15 protein-coding genes are annotated in these 21,675 nt (G+C 54.9%); 12 read left to right on the forward strand and 3 right to left on the reverse strand.

Annotated features, from left to right (window positions below; all coding sequences use genetic code 11):
- Positions 1–822 (reverse strand): DUF6318 family protein, encoded by an 822-nt coding sequence (locus tag HMPREF3016_RS08675; protein ID WP_246828526.1) that lies wholly within the window; start codon positions 820–822, stop codon positions 1–3.
- A gap of 256 nt (positions 823–1,078) precedes the next feature.
- Between HMPREF3016_RS08675 and HMPREF3016_RS08680 the strand changes: the two genes are divergently transcribed.
- The gene (locus HMPREF3016_RS08680; protein WP_070741685.1) at positions 1,079–2,962 is read left to right on the forward strand and encodes a dynamin family protein; all 1,884 of its coding nucleotides are present in this window, start codon (positions 1,079–1,081) and stop codon (positions 2,960–2,962) included.
- Positions 2,959–4,740, forward strand: coding sequence for a dynamin family protein (locus HMPREF3016_RS08685; RefSeq protein WP_070448507.1), 1,782 nt, complete (start codon positions 2,959–2,961; stop codon positions 4,738–4,740). The genes HMPREF3016_RS08680 and HMPREF3016_RS08685 overlap by 4 nt, the downstream gene beginning before the upstream one ends.
- Positions 4,741–4,818: 78 nt before the next feature.
- On the opposite strand, the gene HMPREF3016_RS08690 is transcribed toward HMPREF3016_RS08685, so the two are convergent.
- Positions 4,819–5,658 carry an IclR family transcriptional regulator gene (locus tag HMPREF3016_RS08690; RefSeq protein WP_246824219.1) on the reverse strand — a complete coding sequence of 280 codons (840 nt, stop codon included), beginning with the start codon at positions 5,656–5,658 and terminating at the stop codon, positions 4,819–4,821.
- 200 nt (positions 5,659–5,858) lie between these two features.
- Here HMPREF3016_RS08690 and leuC point away from each other — a divergent pair, with 200 nt between their 5' ends.
- From leuC to HMPREF3016_RS08720, 6 genes are all read left to right on the forward strand, one after another.
- The gene (gene leuC / locus HMPREF3016_RS08695) at positions 5,859–7,343 is read left to right on the forward strand and encodes a 3-isopropylmalate dehydratase large subunit (RefSeq protein ID WP_048751508.1); all 1,485 of its coding nucleotides are present in this window, start codon (positions 5,859–5,861) and stop codon (positions 7,341–7,343) included.
- A gap of 11 nt (positions 7,344–7,354) precedes the next feature.
- Positions 7,355–7,948, forward strand: coding sequence for a 3-isopropylmalate dehydratase small subunit (leuD, locus tag HMPREF3016_RS08700; protein WP_013399252.1), 594 nt, complete (start codon positions 7,355–7,357; stop codon positions 7,946–7,948).
- Between the two features lie 345 nt (positions 7,949–8,293).
- On the forward strand, positions 8,294–9,727 hold the full coding sequence (murA, locus tag HMPREF3016_RS08705; protein WP_004004898.1) for a UDP-N-acetylglucosamine 1-carboxyvinyltransferase: 1,434 nt from the start codon (positions 8,294–8,296) through the stop codon (positions 9,725–9,727).
- A gap of 1 nt (position 9,728) precedes the next feature.
- A complete protein-coding gene (locus HMPREF3016_RS08710; protein WP_048751504.1) occupies positions 9,729–10,583 on the forward strand; it encodes a lysophospholipid acyltransferase family protein in 855 nt (284 codons plus the stop codon).
- A gap of 11 nt (positions 10,584–10,594) precedes the next feature.
- The gene (locus tag HMPREF3016_RS08715; RefSeq protein WP_070448505.1) at positions 10,595–11,707 is read left to right on the forward strand and encodes an NAD(P)H-dependent glycerol-3-phosphate dehydrogenase; all 1,113 of its coding nucleotides are present in this window, start codon (positions 10,595–10,597) and stop codon (positions 11,705–11,707) included.
- A 107-nt stretch (positions 11,708–11,814) separates the two neighbouring features.
- Positions 11,815–12,939, forward strand: a complete 1,125-nt coding sequence (locus tag HMPREF3016_RS08720) for a D-alanine--D-alanine ligase family protein (protein ID WP_070448504.1) — start codon at positions 11,815–11,817, stop codon at positions 12,937–12,939.
- Between the two features lie 124 nt (positions 12,940–13,063).
- Here the strand turns inward: HMPREF3016_RS08720 and HMPREF3016_RS08725 are convergent, their stop codons facing one another.
- Positions 13,064–13,654, reverse strand: a complete 591-nt coding sequence (locus HMPREF3016_RS08725) for a DUF3515 domain-containing protein (RefSeq protein WP_239662014.1) — start codon at positions 13,652–13,654, stop codon at positions 13,064–13,066.
- Positions 13,655–13,929: 275 nt separating this feature from the next.
- Here HMPREF3016_RS08725 and HMPREF3016_RS08730 point away from each other — a divergent pair, with 275 nt between their 5' ends.
- The 4 genes from HMPREF3016_RS08730 to HMPREF3016_RS08745 all read left to right on the forward strand — a co-directional run bounded on the left by HMPREF3016_RS08730 (position 13,930) and on the right by HMPREF3016_RS08745 (position 21,619).
- On the forward strand, positions 13,930–15,699 hold the full coding sequence (locus HMPREF3016_RS08730) for a transcriptional regulator (RefSeq protein WP_083297309.1): 1,770 nt from the start codon (positions 13,930–13,932) through the stop codon (positions 15,697–15,699).
- A gap of 81 nt (positions 15,700–15,780) precedes the next feature.
- Complete coding sequence (gene thiL, locus HMPREF3016_RS08735; RefSeq protein ID WP_246828045.1) at positions 15,781–16,866, forward strand: thiamine-phosphate kinase; 1,086 nt, start codon at positions 15,781–15,783, stop codon at positions 16,864–16,866.
- A gap of 55 nt (positions 16,867–16,921) precedes the next feature.
- Positions 16,922–18,136, forward strand: coding sequence for a DAK2 domain-containing protein (locus HMPREF3016_RS08740; RefSeq protein ID WP_246828044.1), 1,215 nt, complete (start codon positions 16,922–16,924; stop codon positions 18,134–18,136).
- A gap of 186 nt (positions 18,137–18,322) precedes the next feature.
- Positions 18,323–21,619, forward strand: coding sequence for an ATP-dependent DNA helicase RecG (locus HMPREF3016_RS08745; protein WP_246828043.1), 3,297 nt, complete (start codon positions 18,323–18,325; stop codon positions 21,617–21,619).
- Positions 21,620–21,675 lie beyond the last annotated feature (56 nt).

Below are 21,675 nucleotides of genomic sequence, written 5' to 3' on the forward strand. Positions count from 1 at the left end.
TTAGTAATCGGCGGGTATGGTACTCACCTTTGGGGTATAGGTAGAAGTCGGTTGTGGAGCGGGTGTATAGGCTCGTGTGGGCTTTGCCGCTGGGTCGAACTGCTGTGGGGAGATGATGAGCCACCTGTCCTTCACCCATTGCGCGTAGAGAGCCGTAAAATCGCGTATTTCATCCTGCGAAAGCGGTTTCGTTACGTTTGTCGTTTTATTGATGAGCGTTCCGTTTTCCTGGGTAGCGGTGCATTCCCACGAGAATTTGCCGTTATGCTCTGTCGGTTTCTCCGAGACGGAGATCTTCCAGGTACCTCCAACGATCCAACTATTATTAGGCTTGGCGTACAGAGTTTCCCAGGTCTTAAGTCGCTCAAGATCGACGGTGTTTTCGCTGTGTACCACTTTGAGAGCAGGGGTGAGATCTCCAGTCATGCGTGCATAGTTAATACACGCCACATAATAGGCGAAGGTGTTTCGCAGCCCCTGAAAATCCTCTTTGAACATCAGGTCGTCTTCTTGGGGGATGGGAACGTTCTGAGCCTTGTGATCGGCAGTTGCCGGGTCTGCCTGGGGAACCGGAACGACCTTTTCCCCGGTTTCGGGGTTCATACTGGGAGTGACCGGGGTGGCGGAATCGTAACGTTGCCAGAGTAGCTCTCCCGAAAGATTCCCATAGTGCGCGCCTGTCTCTGAGGGGGATGCTCCCTCAGCGGTTGCTAAACCAGCGGCAGAATCAGAGGAATCGCTAGAGGCACATGAAACTAATAATGGCGCGGCGGCAACGGTGCTGCCAGTAAAGATGAAGAACTGGCGACGTGAAGGGCGCATAGCAACTCCCAAAATATCGTTATTTCCAGAAAATCTGAAACCCGGGTTTAGTGTGTAAAACCAGACTAGGGCGTGGTGGGTGAAAGCACAAACGTACAGCGACCTAAACCGTGATATTAGGCTAGAGTTACGCAAAATACAGCGCTTCGACTCTGTTTACGGCACCTAAAATTCGTGAGGTAAGCAACTTAAACTCACAGGAAACACTCTAAGTTTCCTCAGCAAGCATGCAATAAAGTGTGAAACAATAGCGCACGTGCAACACACAAACGATGAGCGTGTATACCTTGCACGCAAACTCCTAGATGAGCTCACCCTACCCCTCGATACCGCCGATGTTACCCGGGCGAGGGAACAAGTGCGTTCTCTGAGTAAACAGTACGACGATTACATCCTGCCGCGGCTTAACGCCTTGGAAGCACCCCTTACCGTGGTAGTTGGTGGTTCTACGGGTGCCGGTAAATCGACTTTGGTGAATACCTTGATGGGAACCCCCGTATCCCGTTCCAGTGCGCTTCGCCCCACCACTCGGCAGCCAATCTTGCTTTATCGTGCTGAAGACTCCGAATACCTGACCCCCGAACGTTTTCTGCCTACCCTAGAACGGCAGGAGATGCCAACTATCTCTGAAACTTCACCACACCAGAGTGACGTTCAGGAGTTGCCAGGTGCCGAACATCATCTGCAAGATACGCTTATCAGCGTGCAAACTAGCGCTCTGCCGCGCGGCATCGCCCTGATCGATGCCCCCGATATTGATTCGGTCTCCGACGAGAACCGCAGGCTTGCCAACGAGCTCTTATCTGCCGCCGACCTGTGGCTCTTCGTCACAACTGCTAACCGTTATGCGGATGCCGTACCCTGGGATTTGCTGCATCGCGCTGCCCAGCGCAATATTGCTGTAGCAGTCGTTCTCAACCGAGTTCCCGAAGGGGCTGCGGGTGAGATCGAGTCCGACCTTATGCGGATGCTCACCGAAGCCGGTATAACACCGGTTATTCTGCATAGTATCCATGAACATCCGCGGGACGAACAGGGGATGCTGCCCGCAGAAGCGGTAGCGCCTCTAACATCCTGGCTTGAGCAGCTTGGTGCGGATGCGCCAGCCCGTGCAGCGATCGCGCGTCGCACCCTGGCGGGCGCTATCACCGGGGCCGGTAACTCTCTACAAGAACTTGCTGATGCACAAACCCGTCAGGTGGAAACATACACCGGATTAGAAACTGCGGTGACCTTAGCCTATGAGGATGCGCTCGCCCGTGTGGAAGATTCTCTCACTGACGGCTCATTGCTTCGTGGCGAGGTTTTGGCCCGGTGGCACGATTTTGTGGGGACGGGCGACTTCTTCCGCTCTTTGGAGAACCGCATCGGACGGCTGCGGGACAGGTTTGCCGGAATGTTGACCGGTAAACCGGCAGCGACCACGCGGGTTGAGCAAGCTCTCGAAACGGGTCTGCACGCCGTTGTTCTTGATGCCGCTCAACGTGCGCATGAAACTATCCGTCGAAGCTGGGGAGCGGAACGAGCAGGGCGCGTACTCTTACAGGAGATTGACGAGAGCCCGTACCCTCCGCACAGCACCCAGGCTCGTGCGGAGCTTGATGAGACTATCGCCGCAGAAATACGAGCCTGGCAAAGTTCTGTACTTGATATGATCCGTGCTGAAGGCAGCAGCAAACGCCAGCGAGCGCGCGTGCTCTCCCTCGGTGTTAACGCGACGGCGGTGCTGCTCATGATGGTGGCTTTTTCGGCGACTGGCGGACTCACCGGCATCGAAATTGGTATTGCGGGAGGATCTGGGGTCGTTGGATCTAAGCTTCTTGAATCGGTCTTCGGTGAGGATGCTGTGCGCCGCATGGCGACTCGCGCTCGCAGTGATCTAGTGGCACGCCTAGAAACCCTGCTCAAACGGCAATCCGAAGATTACCGGCAGGTGCTTTCTTCCCGTGAACCGCGCATACAGCCGGACGAAATTCGTGTCGCTGCCGAACAGCTTCATGAATTAGGTCAAGAACTAGATCATGATCCCTTGGCTCGACGTGAAGACTCGCTTCAGAACTCGGGGCTTGTTCAGCACATGCATGACGATACAACACAGCCATTACCTGTTAAGAACTCTCGCCAGGAGCACACACGATGAACTCATCTTTAGCATCCGCTACGCCGCGCGGGTCTTTTGAAGAACGTGCGCTTCGCCTTCACGATGCGCTCGGCCTGGGTCTTGACGTTATTCCTGATACCGTGCAGGAGAACGCATCCGCAACGCTGAGCCGTGTCATGGAACGTCGGCAGCTTTCGGCAGAACACACTGTAATTGGTTTTTTCGGGGCCACCGGAAGTGGAAAATCCACCCTTTTCAATACCATTGCTGGGATGCCCCTGGCACGTACCGCCGTTACACGACCGACTACCTCAGAAATTCAGGCGGCGATTTGGGGACGGGACGGAAGCGAAGAGCTTCTGGACTGGCTTAAGATCGAACATAGGGTCTATCCCGAGGAGAACGAATCGATACGCCAGATTCGTACCCAAACACAAAATTCGGCGGCAGATTTTGCAGCACCCCACGAAATCGTAGAGCCCGTTCCTGGTATGTGGAATAAGCTCAAAACGGCGGTTGGGCGTGGGCAGACCCGCACACGATCTGGCGGGCTGATCCTGCTGGATCTGCCCGACCTTGACTCGGTAGCCCATCACCACCGGGAGCAGGTAGAGCGCATGCTCTCCTATGTGGATGTGTTGGTGTGGGTCCTCGACCCCCAAAAGTACGCGGATGCGGCGGTGCACCATGATTTTCTGGCTCCTCTCTCCACTCGTGGGCATCGCATGGTATGCGTTCTGAACCAAGCAGATACCCTAGATTCCCATGAGGTTCCACAAGTACTTGATGCGCTCACGGAGCTTTTAGAAGCGGACGGTATTACGCCGCTGCTCATTACAGCCCCATTTGCACTCTCGGCGCATACCGGCGAAGGCGTTTCTGCCCTGCGGTCGTTGTTAGGACGTGTGGCGGCTGAGAAAAATGCGGCGTATGAGCGTACTGAGGCGCAGCTATATGCGATTCGCCGTGATCTTGCAGACTATCAGGGTGGTGAAGCACCTCTTCATGAGCCTGACTACGCCGTTGATGAGCTGACGGAAGGCTGCTTTCAAGCCTGCGGGGCTGTTGAAGTTCTTGATGCTGCAGAAGCCTCGTATCGTCGTCGTGCCGTTGCCAACACAGGATGGATAGCTACGCGGTGGGTTGCTAAGTTCCGTGCCGACCCGCTTAAGCGTCTGCATCTTGGAGACGATACTGCGGGTACTCATAGCGCGAGTGAATCTGCACCACAGAAATCTCCGATGCATCTAACGGCTAGTTCGTTACCGCCGCTTACTGCAGCTCAGCAGGCAGCATTAGCTCAGGCAGCGCGCGGTTATGGTGAGTCTGTAGCCCAAAATATTGAAGCTCCCTGGAAGCAACGTATCCAGAACGCCGCCTTGACCCGAGAACAGGATTTTCCGGAGGCCTTTGAGAGGGCGATCGCGCGTGTAGACTACAACACTACCCAGTCACGTTTCTGGTGGAAGCTACTTAACGCGGTGCAATGGATTGCATTTCTCAGTCTTTTGGGAGGCGTAGCCTGGCTGACTGCAATGGCATTTGCAAGCTACCTGCAGATACCTCTGCCGCCTGCGCCCGTACCCGAAGGATCCCCCGTACCTGTACCCACACTTTTACTTATCTTGGGGGTGCTTTTAGGGATCCTGGGTGCCGTATTGGGTAGGGCACTGGTGAATGTGAGTGCCCGTGCTTACCGGCGTTCCTTGCGAACGCGCATGATCCAACAGTGCGAAAACGCGGCACAGCAGGTTGTCGTGGCGCCCGTATTGACAGAATGCGAGAAGCTCAGGCGCTATAGGCAGGCTCTGACATAAGAATGAACACCTAAACAGCATGAGGGGTGTGGAACCAACTAGTCGGTTCCACACCCCTCTATGGTTTGACCTAAGCTACTATACGTTCCGAAGCGCCTGTGAAATCTTATGAGCCGCATCAACAACAACCTCGGCGTATTTGCGACCGGGCTGCATACCGAGTCTTTCGATAGGACCGGAAATAGAAACGGCTGCAATAATTTTGCCCGACGGTGAACGCACAGGGGCAGACACGGAAGCCGTGCCGCGCTCGCGTTCACCTGCAGACTGTGCCCACCCTAATCTGCGCACGGAAGCAAGCATGGCAGCGCTGAAATACGCATCTTGCAGACCCTCAACAAGGCGGTTCTGATCTTCCCATGCCAAGAGTACCTGGGCTGCGGAACCAGCCTTCATGGAGAGCTGGGTTCCTATAGGAATTGAATCATGCAGTCCAACGGGACGTTCTGCGGATGCTACGCATACGCGCCAATTTCCCTGACGCCGATAAACCTGCGCCGATTCGCCGGTCACATGGCAAAGCTGATTTAAAACCGCTCCCGAAACCGCTAGGAGGTGATCGGCACCAGCTGCATTCGCCAGTTCCATTAGGCGGGGCCCCAGCATAAATCGCCCCTGAACATCGCGTGCCACCATACGGTGGTGAGAGAGCGCCACCGCCAAACGATGCGCCGTTGGACGGGCTAGCCCGGTGGCCTTAACAAGCTGCCCCAGCGTGACCGGACCAGCCTCTAGGCATGAAAGAATAAGCGCGGCTTTATCAAGTACCCCCACGCCAGAGGAGATGTTTGGTTCGACCTCAACAACCTGTTGGTCATCCGTGAGAGTATGGGGAGTCTTCAAAGGAGTCGAAAGCCCCGACGTATCGCGAGGGTGACGTGCTCCAGGCAACGGTGTAGACGATGGTGCAGATGTCATAACTCTAGTTTAGCTCAGTGCATCTCAAAATGTGGAAGATAGGGCGCACTTCATAGACTCTTCCTCTGAACCTGCCCATGATGGAGGAACCCTGAATACCAAATTTTTGAAATATATTCCAGGGGCAAGAATATATGTGTTATAAGGCACTATATATCTATGATTGGCGGAAAGCCCGCCATATCAAAGCAGGAGGAAAAATGGCAGGGGACAATACTGCTGCGACAAGCGCTATACCCACATCTGTGAAGCGCCCGCGTACTCTCGCCGAAAAAGTCTGGGAGAACCACGTCGTGGTGCCCGGGCAAGATGGCAAACCCGACCTTCTCTATATTGACCTGCATCTTCTGCATGAGGTGACCTCGCCCCAGGCTTTTGAAGGACTACGCCTCGAAAACAGGCCCCTGCGCCGTCTCGACTTGACGATCGCAACTGAAGATCATAATACCCCCACCGAAAATATTTTCTCGACCATTGCGGATATTACTTCGCGAACCCAGATCGAAACCCTGCGTCGTAACACCGCGGAATTTGGCGTGCGCCTTCATCCGCTCGGCGATATCGAACAGGGTATCGTACACGTAGTCGGCCCGCAGCTGGGATTGACCATGCCCGGAATAACCGTCGTCTGTGGTGACTCGCACACCTCAACCCACGGGGCTTTCGGTGCACTTGCCTTCGGCATCGGCACCTCTGAGGTTGAGCACGTGATGGCAACCCAAACCCTGCCGCTGGCGCGCTTTAAAACAATGGCAATCAATGTCGAAGGAACCCTAAAACCTGGAGTAACCGCCAAAGATATTATTCTTGCCGTTATCGCTCAGATCGGTACCGGAGGTGGGCAGGGATACGTACTCGAATACCGCGGTTCCGCGATACGTTCCTTGTCTATGGAAGGGCGTATGACCATCTGCAATATGTCGATTGAGGCAGGCGCGCGTGCGGGTATGGTAGCTCCCGACGAGACTACTTTCGAGTATGTTAAAGGACGCCCTCACGCACCCAAGGGGCAAGATTGGGAGGATGCGCTCGCCTACTGGAAGACCCTTCCCACCGACGAAGGGGCTGTTTTCGACAAAGAAATCTTTATTAATGCAGACGAGCTTGAGCCCTTCGTTACCTGGGGAACAAACCCGGGTCAGGGTGTGCCGCTGAGCCAAGCGGTTCCCGCACCTGAAGACTTTGAGGATGAAAACGACCAGGCAGCCGCATCCCGTGCCCTGGAGTACATGAACCTTAAAGCTGGAACTCCCATGAAAGATATTCCGGTGGACGTCGTATTCTTAGGTTCGTGCACTAACTCACGCATTGAGGATTTGCGTGCTGCCGCCGAAATCATTCGTGGGCGTACCCTTGCCTCAGGCGTGCGTATGATGGTCGTTCCCGGCTCACAGAAAGTTCGCGCACAGGCCGAAGAAGAAGGCCTAGATAAAATCTTCAAGGACTTTGGGGCAGATTGGCGCTTTGCCGGATGCTCTATGTGCTTGGGCATGAACCCCGACCAACTGGCACCGGGGGAGCGATGCGCATCCACCTCGAACCGAAACTTTGAGGGACGCCAGGGTAAAGGCGGACGAACCCATCTTGTCTCGCCGCTAGTCGCTGCCGCAACGGCGGTTCGCGGAACCCTCTCATCACCTTCTGACTTAGAACCACACGCAGACAATGCCCCTGCGGCGGCGTAAAGGAGAACATTGTGGAACCAATTATTAAACACACCGGAATTGGTGTTCCTCTGCGCGTCTCGAACGTGGATACCGACCAAATTATCCCGGCGGTTTACCTCAAACGCGTAACGAAAACAGGCTTTGACGATGCCCTCTTTGTGAATTGGCGTAAGAACCCCGAATTTGTTCTGAACCAAGAACCTTATAAAAATGGGTCAGTGCTGGTGGCGGGCCCCGATTTTGGCACAGGGTCCTCGCGTGAGCACGCGGTCTGGGCGCTTAAGGATTACGGGTTTCGAGTCGTTATATCGTCACGATTCGCCGATATTTTTCGTGGTAACTCAGGTAAACAAGGACTCGTTGCCGCTCAGGTGGCTCAGGATGATGTCGAGTTGATTTGGAAAGCTCTTGAGCGGGAACCTGGTACCGAAATTACCGTTGATTTAGAGAATAAGACGGTAACTGTGGGTGCCCTCGTGGTGCCTTTCCAGATTGATAATTATGTACGCTGGCGTTTGATGGAAGGGCTTGACGATATCGGGCTTACCCTTCAGAACATTGAGGCCATTAAAGACTACGAGGCGCGCCGCCCCGCGTGGATGCCCCGAACTCAGGAAGTCTAGACTGGACACTCGGTGAGGTGCGTACCCTGTGACATCAGGGTACGCACCTCACCGAGCGTTACGGGGTGTATCAGAAACACATTATTGGTATGTTGCTGGGGTTTGATGGTTATATGAGGTGGTTCTTCGAGGAAGTTTATGAGCGGCATCTTTGAACTATCTCGATAAACATCGCGAAGCACAGGTTCTACACAGCTCTTCCGTTTGTAGCAGCCCGTTCGAGAACGTAAAATGATAGCTTGAAAGTCTGTGCAGACCTATTAATAATTCGTTAATGGCGCCGGACCTCAGCACTAACAGCAGTTCTTGTCGGCCCCACCGAGCCGACCGTTCGAAGGATTAGTTATGTCCCTTAACATCAGCGAACTTCGCATTGAGGGTGGTACCCCTCTTAAAGGCGAAGTCCACGTTCGAGGCGCCAAAAACCTCGTACCTAAAGCGATGGTAGCAGCGTTGCACGGATCCACCCGTTCGACCTTGCGTAACGTACCAGACCTAAGCGATGTTGAGATTGTAACTACCCTTGTTGAACTTCACGGTGCGAAAGTTAACTATGATCCTGAAGCCGGTATTCTCACGTTAGATCCCGCCCAAGACGCGAAGACTGCGGCCGATAACGCTGAAGAGATTCAACTCTTCGGCGGTAACTCACGTATTCCGATCCTGATGGTAGGCCCGCTTCTGCATACGCTCGGTACCGCGCGCATCCCTAATCTAGGGGGATGCAAAATCGGCGACCGTCCCATTGATTACCATATGGATGCCCTCCGTAAATTTGGTGCCGTCGTCGAGAAAGACGATGAAAGCGGCACTACTCTGAACGCTCCCGATGAAGGCCTGCACGGTGCTGAAATCGAACTCAATTACCCCTCCGTTGGCGCTACAGAACAGGTTCTTCTGACCGGTGTGCGCGCCCGTGGCACCACGGTTTTGAAGAACGCCGCTATTGAGCCCGAGATTATTGATCTTATTGCGGTTTTGCAGAAGATGGGTGCCATTATCTTCATTAACGAAAACCGCACCATTATTATTGAAGGGGTTGACGCCCTAACCGGGTACGACCACACCGCCTTGGCAGACCGCAATGAGTCCGCTTCCTGGGCATCCGCCGCGTTGGCAACCGGCGGAGATATTTTTGTGCGCGGCGCTTCGCAGAAGGATATGACGGCGTTCCTCAATCAGTTCCGGAAGATGGGTGGTGAATTCGAGGTTACACCGGAAGGAATCCGCTTTACTCACCCCGGTGTGATTACTCCCGGGGCAGAGTTGAACCCTATCGTTTTTGAGACCAACGTGCACCCCGGTTTTATGACCGACTGGCAGCAGCCGCTTGTCGTTGCGCTGACGCAGGCAAAAGGAACTTCTATTGTGCACGAGACCGTGTACGAAGAGCGTTTTGGGTTTACGAATGCCCTCAAACAGATGGGCGCCGATATTGTGGTCATGCGCGATTGCATTGGTAGCGAGTTTTGTCGTTTCCACGGTAAGAGCTTCGGGCACTCCGCTATTATTAGCGGTTCTACCCCGCTTAAGGCCGCTGACATTGAGGTGCCCGATCTGCGCGGTGGATTCTCGCATATTATCGCCGCTCTGACAGCAGAAGGTACATCCCACGTTACGGGTGTTGAAATTATCGCGCGTGGTTACGAGAACTTTGAAAAGAAACTCGAAGCTCTGGGCGCAAAGTTTGAGGTACTTGCCCGCAAACAGAGCAAGACTCCTAAGCCCGATGCAGAAATTGAGATTGTTGTGCCAGAAGAGGTTGAGGTACAGGGCTAGTATGAGCGGTCAACAGGGGAAAAAAGCACTACCCACACTTGAGCCTACCCCTCAAGGAGATAAGCTCTTTAAGATTCTTGGTAACGCCGCCCGTGCGGTGTATAAAGGCATAGCCCGCATCGAAATTATCGGGAGCGAGAACTTCCCGACCGACCGAGGCTATATCGTGGTTGCTAACCATTCCACCGAGATAGACCCTGTAACCGTTGCACTCCCTATCTTCAATAACGGAGTCTTCCCGCGGTTTTTAGCGAAGGACTCTTTGTTCCGAGCGCCCGTTCTGGGATATATTATGCGTAAGATGGCGCATATTCCCGTGATACGCGGCTCTGTAGACGCTCGCAAGGCACTTATTACTGCCCGTAAAGTTGTAGAGGCTGGTGGCGCTGTAGTGATTTACCCTGAGGGGACAACTACTGGCGACCCCGAGGGCTGGCCCATGCAGGCCCGTACGGGTGCTGCCCGTCTTGCCCTCGCAACTGGTGCTCCCGTAGTACCGGTGGCGCACTGGGGCGATGAGCAGATTCTTGGGTATGACTACGAAACCGTGGATGGTGGCCGCGTCAAAGAACATCGTAAGGTTTCCCTATTTCCCCGTAAAACGGTCAAAGTGAAGGTGGGTAAGCCTCTCGATATCGCCTCTTTAATCGATGATCCTTCGCCGGAGGCAAAGCATACGCGTACTGAGCTTGGGGTCGTGACCGACGCTATGCTTGATGCAGTGACCGAACTGCTGGAAGATATACGTGGTGAAAAGGCGCCAACCGGTCGTTGGAATCCCCGAACCAAGCGTCGTGAAGCTCCCGGTGAAATGACCGGGATAGCTGGTAACCTGGGCGAACCGGATCCTAAATAGGAGGCGAGGTTATGGCTCTTTTCACGAATTCCGCTGACAACAGCGAACCGGCTCCACGTAAGGTATTAAAAATTGCAATCTTGGGTGCGGGAAGCTGGGGGACAGCATTCGCCAAAATTGTGGCTGATTCGGCGCGAGAAAATAAAACGGGCGTGCAGGTAGTCCTTATTGGCCGCAGCGAACAAGCTATGGCAGAGTGCTCTCAGACTAGGGAAAATAGTAAATATTTTCCGGGGATGAAGCTACCCGAGAACCTGGAATTCACGGCGGATGCTCCTACCGGGCTCACTGGCGCCGATTTGGTGGTACTGGCTTTACCCTCACAGGTGCTACGTTCGCAGCTTCAACTTTATGCCCGCTATATTGAGCCGCATGCCCTGCTGGTTTCGCTTGCGAAGGGATTAGAAACCGGTACCGGTTTGCGCATGTCCCAGGTGATTACCGAGGAACTTGAGGAAGCCTTGGCGATGCGCGGCGCAGACATCCGCACTATCGGGCATATACCGCATCGGGTATGCGTGCTTTCAGGGCCGAATCTTGCTACTGAGATTATGGGGGAGGAGCCCACCGCCTCTGTAGTCGCAGCACGCACACTGCCCATCGCAGAAATTGTCGCGCAGGCTTGTGCCTGCAGCTATTTCCGCCCCTACACGAATACCGATGTGGTGGGTACGGAAATCGGCGGTTTGGTGAAGAACGTGATCGCCTTGTGCGTCGGCATCTGTGAAGGTCGCAATTACGGTGATAACTCCAAAGCCTCAATCATGACGCGCGGACTTGCCGAAATTACTCGTCTTGCGGTCGCACTGGGTGGTGAAGCAGCAACAATGAGCGGGCTTGCGGGGATGGGAGATTTGATTGCTACCTGTTCATCGCCGCTTTCACGAAATCATACTGCCGGGCGTCTACTTGCCGAAGGGATAAGCCCGGATAAACTCAGCGAACATATGAGCCAGACAGCGGAATCCATCAAATCAGCCCCCGTCGTAGCGCAATTGGCACGCCGTCACGGAGTCGAAATGCCTATCGTGGAAGCGGTCGTTGCTGTCCTGACTGGACGCATCGAGATCGGACAGCTGGCACCGCTGCTGCTGGGACGGCGCCTGAAGCGCGAAGGCCATTAACATCAAGATCTTCCGCAAGAAAATTTTTGCGGCAGGTAAAACAACTAATACAGCACGTGTGCGCAGACATGGGCGCTTGAGGGGCGCTCTCTTACGAAGGAGATACAATGACCGAAAACGCACAGAAGAAAACTGTTGCTCTACTGTGTGGCGGACGTTCTTCGGAACACCCTATTTCTCTGATTACTGCCGTAGGCGTGCTAGGCGCCATTGACAGCAGCGTCTACGACGTGGTGACTATTGGCATTACAAAAGACGGTCGTTGGTATTTGACGAATCTGGAAGAGCTGAGTGCACTTCTCGACGCTGCCCCTGCACATGCAGAGTTTACAGGTGGTTCGCACCAGGTTTTCCTGCCTCTTGGAGCCGGGGATTCGCGAGTGCACCTAGTAGATGATGACGGAAATCTTGAGTATGGTCCTGCCCTTGACGTGGTATTCCCCCTCATACACGGTCCTTTCGGCGAAGACGGAACAATTCAGGGTCTTCTGGAACTCGCTGAGTTGCCCTATGTAGGATGCGGCGTGACGGCATCAGCCGTAGGTATGGATAAGCACTTTATGAAGGTTGCATTTGAGTCTGCTGGGCTGGAGGTTGGGCCTTATGAGGTGGTGACCGATCGCCAATGGACTCATGAGCGCGAGGAATCGCTTAAACGTATAACCGCCCTTGGTTACCCCATGTTCGTTAAACCCACGCGTGCGGGTTCTTCTTTTGGCATTACCAAAGTGGATAAATTTGAGGAACTTGTTCCGGCTATCGAAGAAGCGCGCCGCCATGACGCAAAGATTATTGTGGAAGCTGGCATTGTGGGGCGTGAAATCGAGTGCGGCGTCCTAGACGGTCACCACGGTGATATGCCGCGCGCATCATACCCCGGCGAAATCGAGGTCGTTGATGAGGACCACGGTTTCTATGATTTTGATGCTAAATATATCTCAAAGTCTTCGGCAGTTACCCGGTGCCCCGCCGATTTACCGAAGGATATGCAGGAGCGTTTGCGTGTTCTGGCGGTTAAGGCGTTTTTGGCCCTTGACGGCGAAGGATTGTCCCGCGCAGATTTCTTCTACACCCCGGATGGTCGTTTGGTGATCAACGAGGTGAACACTATGCCGGGATTTACTCCGATTTCAATGTACAAAACCATGTGGGAAAACACCGGAATTTCCTATACCGAACTGATTGATGAACTGCTGACTCTTGCACTGGAGCGTCCTTTAGGGCTGCGCTAATGAAGTCTTAAATAGAGAAGGAAATTCCAGTGTTAGAGCCCCCAAGACCTCAGGTTTTGGGGGCTCTAAAATTTGCGTTTGCGTGAAGCGAACTGACGGTAAGGATCCAGAGGTCTTGAATCCTCTATTTTCCGGTTTTGACACCGTTGAGAGTATCGTTGATGTTCGTGCATTTCTTCTGAGACGGAATTTGTTTGACCGCCGAGTTGAGCTCAGCAAGAAGAGTTGATGATGAAACCTTATCTGCGTCGAAGGTTACTTCAATGGCAGGCGTTCGTCCGTACGTGGTTGCCGTCCACGTTCCCGTCGCACGGTTTTCAGGGCCTGCAGCGGCGGAGGAAGACGCTGAGACTGGCGGTGCTGAGTTCTCTGGCGCATCCTTGGGACGCAGTACCCAATCAATCCCATTGACCTCAGCGCATGGGTCCGATACGGGTTCCTGAACGGTAACACCGCATTTGAGAATCACGGAGGCTGGTTCGCCCCAAGCAGTCGTTCCTTGCGCCGTAGTTTCACGCTGCTGTAGGCCAACGAGTTTTTCTGGCATAGCAACCATCGCATAAGCACATACGGGGTTGGCGGCATCTGGAGCCGGATCAAGATTGACATTGCCCGCTCCACATGCGCTGAGCGACAGCACCCCGGTGAGCGCAAGACCCAAGCCTGCTCGCTTCGCTGGGGACATGACGAAAAAGTTAAAAGACGTAAAAGTCACTCTTTCATTCTAACGTACGGTATATTCACTGGCGTGTCGCAAAAACATAGCGCGGCAGATCAGAGGAAAGCAAAAATTTGAATACCAATTTAAAGCTCAAAGTCACGACAATTTGCCCATAGTCCAGGTACCATGAAAGTAACAGTTAATAGTTGATCGTGAAAAGATTCTTAAAATTCGATAAACTTTTGAGAGAAGCACATCCTTGTTATTTAGGGTGTAGACTCACCCAAGCACGCATATTGTTCGGTAGCTATTCGGTATAAGGACACTTTTTGGGAAACAGACAATGCAAAGTAGCGTCGGCTAGCCTAGCGACTGCATTGATTGCATTCGGTAGTGTGCCGATCGCCGCAACGCTGACACAGGAGGCACGTGGCGCTTCCGGGAAGGTCGCAAACCATCCTGCGACCTCTGACGTTGTCGCGCCCGGACAAGCTGTCGTACAACCTGCCGTACCAGCTACCTTTGCAGCTTTAGGTCAGAAAAATGCTGTGACTCCTATGCCCATGCCGTCTGCAACCGCTACCTTGACTATGTACGGCATGGCCTCCGGCAACGTAACCTATGCTGCTCAGCCTGCCGTCGCCCTGCAATCGGAGTCTCCCATTGCAGGCGCCGAGTTTGCCGCTGCACCTCCGCTTGACTATGACCAGCAGGACGACAAGACTCCTGAGGCTACCGAAACCCCTACACAACGAGCTGCCCCGGACCAGAACACTGATGAAGATGACGCGGAAGTTCAGCCTGTAAGCCCCGAATATGAGAGTCCGCAGGCGCAGCCTTATAATACCGAAGTTCCTACAGAGGATGCTGACACAGAGGCTGTAACCCCAACTCCTGCAGCCCCCGTTCAGAACCTTCCTGCTGAGGACGCTGAGGCAGCTTCCCCGGACCTTGGAGAAGAACCAGCAGCTACTCCTGTGACGCCTACTCCGGCTCCTACAGATCAGACTCCGGTGAATCCCACACCAGTAACCCCTACGCCCACACCGGTTAATCCGACCCCGGTGAACCCGGAGCCTGTGCCTGCCAACCCTACTCCTGTGACGCCTACTCCGGCTCCTACAGATCAGACTCCGGTGAATCCCACACCGGTAACCCCTGCTCCGGTGAATCCCACACCGGCCCCAGTGAAACCTACGCCTACACAGGCCAACCCAACACCAGTTACCCCTGCGCCTGATCCGGTACCGACCATTGTGCCTAGTCCGGATCTGACCCCGGTTAACCCTGCTCCGGTGAATCCCACACCGGTCCCGGCGAACCCTACGCCTACACAGGCCAACCCAACACCGGTGTATCCTACCCCCACTCCCATAACACCGGCTCCGGCTAAGCCAACACCCGTGACCCCCACGCCGGTCCCGGTCTCTCCGACCCCGTCGCCCGTAACACCTACTCCTGCAGACCCCGCACCTGCACCGTCTCAGGATCCTGGGTGGACCCCTGCGCCTTCGGAGCAGCCTACTAGCCAGCCTGTTCCGTTCCCGAGCCCAAGTGCTTCCGAATCGGCAGCTCCAACTCCTAGCCCGAGTCCTTCGGGGCATGGAAACCCGGGGTCTGACGATTCGCCAGCTCCAGATGCCAGCCCTTCGGCAACGCCGTCGAGCAATGTCTCTCCAGCACCCGCGCCGTCTACATCTGCTGAACCCTTCCCCAATAGCATCGCGACGTTGGGGCGTTTTGCAACAAATTCAGGGTTCCCCAATGCGTTCCCCGGCGCCGCAGACTGGGTACAGGGATATTTGTCCCGTGGAGAGAACGCCCGGAATGGCTCGCCAACTTTGAGAATGGCGAACCCACAGGAGTCTAGAAACGGTTCTTATTCTGTTCCATCTGCTGTGAACCCGGTTGCCCGTCCGCCTGCAACGTCCGCTGGTTCGCAAGCGCAACGGAACGGCGATAGCCCTAAGAGTGTTCAGGAACGTTCAACGGATTCTCGTGGCCCTGGACTCTCAGGTTTCGTGCCGTTGGCGTTCTTCTCCCTGCTAATTCTTGCGATTACCATTGTGGCGATTCGGTACTTTATCCGTGCCAGGTAACAGGGTATGGGCGATTATTGGGGAATGAACCCTCGGACCAAAAAGCATAAAGCACGGGAAAGTTCACTCCGGAAGAGCACATTGGCTCAGCTGGGGGAGTCCCGTGTTTTGCAATTGTTTATGCCCATGCTGGATGAGCATAACCGCTCCATAATCCAGGTTGCCTCCGCACATGGGCAGGAACCGGTGCTTGAAGTAGGTCCCGGTGACGACTGCGCAGTGCTCACGGGCGATAATCGACGCACGGTTATCACCACAGATACTCTGGTACATGGGCAAGATTTTCTCGATATCTGGCCTGCCGGTCCGCGCAGCGGCGGTTACGAGGTAGGGTGGAAAGCCACCACCCAGAACCTTGCCGATATTGCGGCTATGGGTGCTGAACCCGTTAGCCTTTTTGTATCTCTAAGTCTGCCGCCCGAAACCCCCTATGGTTGGGTTGAAGACTTTGCCCGCGGTATCCTCGACTCGCTGCATGCATGCGGCGCTACAGCCTGTACGGTAGGCGGCGGTGATCTAGGCAGCGCACGCGATGCCAGCGTTACCATAACGGCTGTTGGACGATGCGAAATCCCCGTGCTGAGGTCCGGGGCGCAACCGGGAGATACCGTAGCTTTGGCGGGCTGTACCGGGTGGGCTGATGCCGGGCTGCGGCTACTGACAACCACAGGCTCTCTCGACTCGATCGAGCAGCTGCCTTCCACGCAGAAAGAACGTATCGAACGCGCTGTTACCCATCAGCTAAGGCCCGTATCGCCCATACCCGCAGGGCGACGCGCTGCAGCATACGGTGCCAACGCAATGCTAGACCTTTCAGACGGACTCGTTAAAGACGCGCGTCGAATTGCCGAAGCATCCGGCGTCGATATCGTGCTCAATGATTCTGCGATTACCGAGCTGGCACGTGAGCTGGTACCAGTGGCAAGTCTTATTCTTGAGCATCAGCCTCATAACGATCATGGTGATTCTGCGGTCAGCCTGGCCCGTGAATGCGTTCTGGGCGGTGGCGAGGACCACGGGCTTTTAGCATGTTTTCCGGCGGGTGCCACGATTCCTGAGGGTTTTGTCGCTTTAGGCTCTTGCAGTGCTCAAGAACGAAGTGCATCACGAATTCTGTGCGATGGATATGAGCTCCAAAACTATGGTTGGGAACATTACCGAGCATAACCGTCGTATGCTAGAAAGAGCACGGTTACCCAACCCCGGATGGGAAGGATACGTTATGACGAGCGAGCACTTTGCCGCACAAACCCCGCTTAACTTCGGGGTCACGTGGATTGGCGAGGCGCTCTCAACAGTGCGAGTATATTGCGACACACTTAACTCTCTGAACGCTTTCCCTGTTCCCGACCAGGACACAGGCTCGAATTTGGTACACACTTTAGAGGCTCTCAATAAGGCCTTTAGTGAGGAGCTTGATACCCTTCTGCATGATCTTCACGCTCTCACGACGGATATACAGAGCGTTAACCAACGTCTGGGTGAAATCTATGAGAACGCTCTCGTGCAAGCTAGTCGGGTGGCTCGCGGTAATTCTGGGACGCTCCTGTGCGCCTGGGCGTTGGAGGCAGTGCGTACCTACTGGAATTTTCCCGGCCGTCTAGCAGAAGAGCTGGGCGAAGAGGCACATAATCTGCCGCTTCTTCAGGAGCTTGAGGCGATGTACCGCGAAACATCTGTTACGGAAACCGGTACACGCGAGAGCGCGTACCGTGAGAGCTATGCGTTAGCGCTTGCCGCCGAACGAGTACGCCGTATTATTGCGGATGAAAGCCTAGAGCAGGGCACTATGGTAGCGATTATGGTTGCGCTCGCAGATTACCGTTTTCACTATCGTGCAGGATCGGAGCTTACCGATGTGACGGCACGTGCAGAGTTTCGTCGCGCCACGATGCGCCGAGCGCTTGAGGGCACGGCACAGAATCCGCCGCTGCCAGAACTCAAGGGATACGTAGATGCAGGTGCCCTGGGCTTTTATCTGGCTGCGGTACAATCAAATCCGCGCTGGATGAGCTCGCGTATGCCTGCGCAGGAGGTTTATGCCTTGGCGGAGCCTCCTACAGATGTTACAAAGCCAAACAGTACGTCTGCTCGGAAAGCGCGAAAGACCGAAGGAACGCAGGACCAAGCAGAGCATCATACTGATGCGACCGGTACTCGGGAAAGCCCAGGGTCAACCTGGGAAATCATGGGGACGCTAACTATAGACCCCCTTACTCTCGTGCAGCTTCGAGCAGAATTAGAAGAGCTTGGCGACTCGCTGTTGCTCACCCCGCTCGATTTCAAGAACAATATGTGGACCTTACACGTGCATGTGCCGTCTTTGGAAGAAGCCCGCAAAGTTATCGCTCACTACGGTGTATTAGCGGACGAACGAGTAAGCTCGCTGACTGTTCACGAGGACGAGAGCGCCGCACCATCGTGTTCTCAAGATTGATGTCTAGAGCCTGTGTTCACGGGGAGGGTGGGCGATCAGGACATGCGCTGCGTGGTGACATGAGCTAACGAGGTTCGTAGCGTGCCCCAAATGTGCAACGGTAGTATTAAATCTACGTCTTATATGACCGTTCGAGCCGAAGGTATTCGGGTTGACGGAGTGCCGCGAGCAGAAAGGAGGGAAAACGTGTCACCTCAAAACTCGAAAGAAGCGCATGATGAGGGCGCGACTCCCAGCCTTTTTGCTGATGAATTTTTAGAAAGCGGTTTTGGACAGGTCAAGAAAGCTGCCAAACAGCAGCCAACCGATACCGAGCATTCTGACCCTAAATCATCTGCCATTCTCTCTGAAGACGAACTTGTAGCCCATGAATATGTAACGGTTCGCGACCTTGCCGAGTATGCACGCGGCACTAAAACGTTAGCGGAACTCTCCACCCTTGCGCATCAGCGTGAAAGCTCGGAGTATCAGCGTATTGTGGATGCTCTGCGTGCTTCTTTGGGTGCGGCGGCTCAGAATATGGAGACAGCGGAACTGTACGAACTGGCTGATATTGCTTATACGGCGCGTACCGAAGCACCGTCCCAGCGTGGAACGTCTATCCGAGGAAAAACCAAGAAGAGCACACAAACAGCATCGCAAAAACCAGCAGCTAAGGGAGCGAAACCCCCACGAACCAATCCAAAAAATTCTACGCATAAGCAATTAAGCACGGATATCTCTCCGGAGAAAAACAATAATCTTGCTTCTCTTGTAGAAGAGCCGCATCATGAAAAGGTCGAACCGAAGAACGCCGTAAAGACACCGGGAAAGAAACCTTCGCGCAAGAAAGCCGCTGACCCAAATACCCCTAAGAAAGCAGATAAGTTAGCCGCGGGAGCGCGGAATACAAAGTCTAGTTCGGACTCTTCTCAAGAGCAAGAAAAGCAACAGCAACGTGCCGCACGGTCGCGGGCTTTAGCACACTATAACGATGAGAAACGCCTGGAAAACGCACCCTTAACACGCTACCTGTCAGTGGCAACGGCACGCGCCCTCAAAACTCACCTGAGCATAAGCACGGTGGGGGAGCTGCTGGAATATTTTCCACGGAAGTATCTGCCTCGCGGAGAACTTAGCCGGTTTGCCGACCTTGTTGAGGGACAGGACGTGACAATTATCGCCAGGGTCACGAACGTTTCGACCCGAACCATGGCGGCACGCAGAGGAAAAATCACCGAAGTCACGATTACCGATACCCTAGCAGAATCCGACCAGAATTCGGTCGATAATTCTTCATCAGGCACCTTCGCTGTACGCGAGGGTAGGGCCAATACACCGCAACGAATGCTCGCAGGCAAGACAAACCCGCGCGTAAGCGGATTAGCCGCGCCTTCCGCCGGTTACTCGGGCTATGCTGATTCCTACGGACAACAGAACGGCGGAAATGATCTTTTCGGAGTTCCGCAGTATAGTTTCGGCGGTTCAGGTGCACCAGGAACCGGGCGGGTGGGCTCCACCATGAAGCTTTCCTTCTTCAACGCATGGACCGCAGCACGCGAGATCCACGCTGGTGAAACCATGATGTTCTCCGGGAAGGTAGGGATTTATCGTGGGGAGTATACACTGACAAACCCGCATTACGCCCTGCTTTCGGACGACAGAAATGCGAACGCCCCCGAACGGGTCGAAGCGCCCATTCCCGTTTATCGTGCTCCGGTAAAACTGCCAACGGATCGCATCGCGACCGCTATTGCTCAGCTCATCGAATCTGTGCCCCTAAAAGAGCTTGAAGACCCAATACCGTATAAAATACGCCGCGCCCGAAAAGTCCCTTCGCTGGAGTGGACCTATCGCGCCCTGCACACTCCCGATAGTGAGGACACCTGGCGCGCCGCTCAAGCTCAGATGCGCTACCGAGAAGCCTTTGTTCTGCAGAGCGCCTTGGCCCGGTTACACGCCGCACGTGCCGCCCACGCCACCGTGGCCCGGCCCGCCCTGCCGGATGGGGCAGCAGATGCTCTGCTAAAGGTGCTTCCCTATGAGCTCACCGAGGGGCAGCAACGAGTGGGCAAGGAGATTTCCCGTGATCTCGCCTCACCGTCACCTATGAATCGGCTTCTGCAAGGCGATGTTGGCTCGGGTAAAACGGTGGTAGCCCTTCGCGCTATGCTTCAGGTAGCCGACTCTGGTGGGCAATCCGCGATGCTCGCGCCCACCGAAGTGCTTGCCGAACAGCATTTCCGTTCGATCCTCGATATTCTCGGGGATTTAGCGGATACAGAGGGAATACCGGGATATGAGACTACGCTTTTTCACCCCCAGAACCAAAAAGAAAGCAAAAAATCCGCGCATCGTGTGCGGGTTAGGCTACTCAGCGCCTCAATGCCTAGTGCACACAAGCGTGCCGTACTCGCCGAAATCGCCGACGGAACCGCCGATGTGGTGATCGGTACCCACGCCCTGCTTTCGGACACGGTCACCTTCCGCGACCTTGGCATGGTTGTGGTCGATGAACAGCACCGTTTCGGCGTGGAACAGCGTGACTCTCTGCGTGGGAACAACGGCGAGCTGCCGCATCGTCTGGTGATGACGGCAACCCCTATTCCCCGTACCGTCGCCATGACCGTGTTTGGCGACCTTGATGTTTCCGTACTCGATCAGCTGCCCGCCGGACGGCAGCAGACCGCAACCCACGTGGTGCCGCTTGCCGAAAAACCGACCTGGGCAGATCGCCTGTGGACACGCGCTCGCGAAGAGATCGATGCAGGGCACCAGGTCTACGTGGTAGTTCCCAAAATTGGCGATGACGATGAAGAACTTGAAGAAGGCCAGCAGCTCTTCGGCGATGCCGGGCGTGAAGGTTCTCAGAGTTCTGACGGCAAAACACGCCTGACCTCCGTGACTGCGATGACCGCCTATCTAAAACAGAATCCGGCGCTGACCGGAACCCGGATTGCAAGCCTGCATGGGCGCATGGACCCCGAGGAAAAAACTGCTGTAATGACCGCGTTTGAACGCGGAGAAATAGATATTCTGGTGAGCACCACTGTTATTGAAGTGGGTGTGAACGTACCGAACGCAACCCTCATGATGATTATGGACGCCGATCGCTTCGGTATTTCCGGGCTGCACCAGCTTCGCGGTCGCGTAGGGCGTGGTGGTTTTGCCGGAACCTGCTTGCTTGTTACCCGGCAAGAAGCAGGAGGGGTATCTCGCGAACGTCTAGATGCGGTAGCGTCCACCACCGACGGGTTTAAACTTTCACAGATAGACCTGCAGCAGCGCCGTGAGGGTGATATCCTAGGTGCCGCGCAGTCCGGGAAGAAGAGTACCCTTAAGTTCCTGCGGGCGCTCGCCGACGCAACCATTATTGAGCGCGCTCGTGAGGATGCGCGGGCGCTGATCGCGGCGGATCCCACGCTGGCGAAGCATCCGAACTTGGCACGTACAATTGACCGGGCGCTTGATGCCGACCGTGAGGCATTTTTGGGGCGTGGCTAACACACGGGTTTGGCGGTTTTGTTACCTTGGGCCTCCGCCACTAGAGACTATCGACG

This window comes from Rothia sp. HMSC065D02 (genome assembly GCF_001815285.1).
In the GTDB taxonomy this organism is placed as follows: Bacteria; Actinomycetota; Actinomycetes; order Actinomycetales; family Micrococcaceae; genus Rothia; species Rothia dentocariosa.

What these genes read in the sequence shown, in the direction of transcription:
- HMPREF3016_RS08675 (WP_246828526.1), bottom strand. Translation starts at nt 822, where the DNA reads ATGCGCCCTTCACGTCGCCAGTTCTTCATCTTTACTGGCAGCACCGTT.
- HMPREF3016_RS08685 (WP_070448507.1), top strand. Translation starts at nt 2,959, where the DNA reads ATGAACTCATCTTTAGCATCCGCTACGCCGCGCGGGTCTTTTGAAGAA.
- HMPREF3016_RS08690 (WP_246824219.1), bottom strand. Translation starts at nt 5,658, where the DNA reads ATGACATCTGCACCATCGTCTACACCGTTGCCTGGAGCACGTCACCCT.
- leuC (WP_048751508.1), top strand. Translation starts at nt 5,859, where the DNA reads ATGGCAGGGGACAATACTGCTGCGACAAGCGCTATACCCACATCTGTG.
- murA (WP_004004898.1), top strand. Translation starts at nt 8,294, where the DNA reads ATGTCCCTTAACATCAGCGAACTTCGCATTGAGGGTGGTACCCCTCTT.
- HMPREF3016_RS08710 (WP_048751504.1), top strand. Translation starts at nt 9,729, where the DNA reads ATGAGCGGTCAACAGGGGAAAAAAGCACTACCCACACTTGAGCCTACC.
- HMPREF3016_RS08715 (WP_070448505.1), top strand. Translation starts at nt 10,595, where the DNA reads ATGGCTCTTTTCACGAATTCCGCTGACAACAGCGAACCGGCTCCACGT.
- HMPREF3016_RS08720 (WP_070448504.1), top strand. Translation starts at nt 11,815, where the DNA reads ATGACCGAAAACGCACAGAAGAAAACTGTTGCTCTACTGTGTGGCGGA.
- HMPREF3016_RS08740 (WP_246828044.1), top strand. Translation starts at nt 16,922, where the DNA reads ATGACGAGCGAGCACTTTGCCGCACAAACCCCGCTTAACTTCGGGGTC.